Annotated in this window: 1 protein-coding gene; it reads right to left on the reverse strand. The window is 69.6% G+C overall.

Features of this window, described 5'->3' with window-relative positions; translation table 11 throughout:
* Positions 1-189: 189 nt before the first annotated feature.
* A complete protein-coding gene (locus tag VF468_03450) occupies positions 190-1,800 on the reverse strand; it encodes a transposase (GenBank protein HEX5877367.1) in 1,611 nt (536 codons plus the stop codon).
* Positions 1,801-2,019: the final 219 nt, after the last annotated feature.

Genomic DNA, 2,019 nt, shown 5'->3' on the forward strand with positions numbered 1-2,019 from the left:
GGACGGTTGTGCGCCGACCGGGAGATGCGGTTCTACTACCACAACCATTACCAAGAGTTTCAGGACCTGGGGGGCTGTTGCTGAATCGACGGCGACGATCAGCGTGCGCGCGGTGGGGTTGCCGTTGCTCGGCCCTCCTGATTGGGCCACGCCTTGGTGCTGGCCTGCCGGCGGGCGCCGGCCTGCGCGTCAGCTGGTCAGCTGAGGAGTCAGGCCGTGGTTGATGATCTTGGAGAGGTTGTGTACGGCGGCGTGGAACATCCATTCGGCGCGGGCCCGGTTCAGCCCGATCCCGGTGAACCGGCGGAAGCTCAGGTTGTGTTTGGCATGGCCGAACGTGGTCTCGGCAATCCGGCCCCGTTGTCGGTAAGCGGCGATGCCGTCTGGGGTGGCCAGCCGGGTCCGCATCGCCTGGATCGCGGCGTCACCGCCGCCGCCGGTCTCCTCCAACGGCGCGGCAACCCGGGCGGCGGCTTCCACGCTGCGCCGTGTCCCGGCCGCGATCAGCCGGTCCGGACCGGGCTCGGTCAGGTTAGCCACCGACAGGTAGCCGGCGTCGGCCAGCACCAGCCCGATCGGGCCGGCGCCGACCCGTTCGGCTATCGCCGTCGCAGCCTGCATCATCGGAAGGAACGCGTTCTGGTCGGCCGGGTTGTTCGACACCTGGGTGGCGAGCACTAAGCCGTCGCCAGTGGTGACCGCTTGAGCGTTGTAACCCTGCAGCCAGCCGCCGCTGGCCAGCGGCTGCAGCCCTGATTCGGGGTCGGTGATGTTGCGGACCGGCTCCCGCCTGGGGCGGCGGGCGGCTCGTGCGGCGACGATCTGATGGGCCCGGGCGACCCGAGCCGCGGCCTTACGCACCCGCCAATGATCATCAACCTCGGGTGGTCGACGGCCGCGGCCGGTGGCCTGCCACTCCTGCAACCGCGCCTGCGCCGCGACGACGGCGGCAGCCAGGGCCTGCTCGGCCAGCACGATCTCGGTCCCGGCCGGGGGCCGACCATCGACCGGCCGGCCATCCTTGTCGACCATCCGGGCCGCCCGCTCCGCCGCCCGCACCCGCTGCCCGGACTCGGCCTGCCGTGCCTGCCCCTCAAGATCAGCGAGCGCCTCAGCGATCCGGGCCGACCGGGACCGGCCAGGCCCACGACCCGCCCCCGGCCCCGACATCCCTGAGTCATCCCCGGCGTCCTCATCAATCACCTGGTCCCCGCGCCCCTCCCCGAACCGGACATCCTCAGCCGCATCAGCCTCCGCATGCGCCCGCGCTGCCTGCCGGGCCGCCGCTCGAGCCTGCTCGGCGGCCGCCGCATGCCGTAACCCCTCCACGGTCCGGTTCTGCCCCACCGAGGCCGGTGCGGCGATCTTCGTGCCGTCCAACGCCACCACCCCCAACTGGCCCAAACCCAGCCGAAACGCCAACACCAACAACTGCTCGAACAACTGCTCCACCCCCGACCCGAACCCCTGCCGGAACCGGGCAATCGTGACGTGATCAGGAACATCGCCAGCACAAATCACCCGGAACGCGACATCTCGCCCACACAACCGCTCGATCTGCCGCGACGAATGCACCCCCTGCAGCCACGCCCACACCAACAACGTGATCAACATGTCCGGGTCGAACCCAGCCCGACCCGCACCACCCAAACGCCGCCCGGCATGAAAGACCGACGTGTCGCACTGCTCAACGATGTCGATCACCAGCCAGACCGGGTCCGACGCCGGCAGCCACTCCCGCATATCCGGCGGCAGCAAAAACTGCTGATCCCGATCAACCCGCCGATAACCCCTCGCCATGATCAATTATCGACCGACACCCCCCACACACCGAGGAACGACAGGCACCCACGATTTCGCAACAGCCCCCGCTGGTCGCAAACGGGCGGCTCACCCGCCGCTGGGGGTGCGTTTCGCACCTGCTGGGGCTGTTGCTGAATCGACGGCGACGATCAGCGTGCGCGCGGTGGGGTTGCCGTTGCTCGGCCCTCCTGATTGGGCCACGCCTTGGTGCTGGCC

It is taken from the genome of Actinomycetota bacterium, assembly GCA_036280995.1.
In the GTDB taxonomy this organism is placed as follows: domain Bacteria; phylum Actinomycetota; class CALGFH01; order CALGFH01; family CALGFH01; genus CALGFH01.

Bases quoted from the DNA above. Each gene is read 5' to 3' on its own strand.
- VF468_03450 (HEX5877367.1), bottom strand. From the start codon at position 1,800: ATGGCGAGGGGTTATCGGCGGGTTGATCGGGATCAGCAGTTTTTGCTG.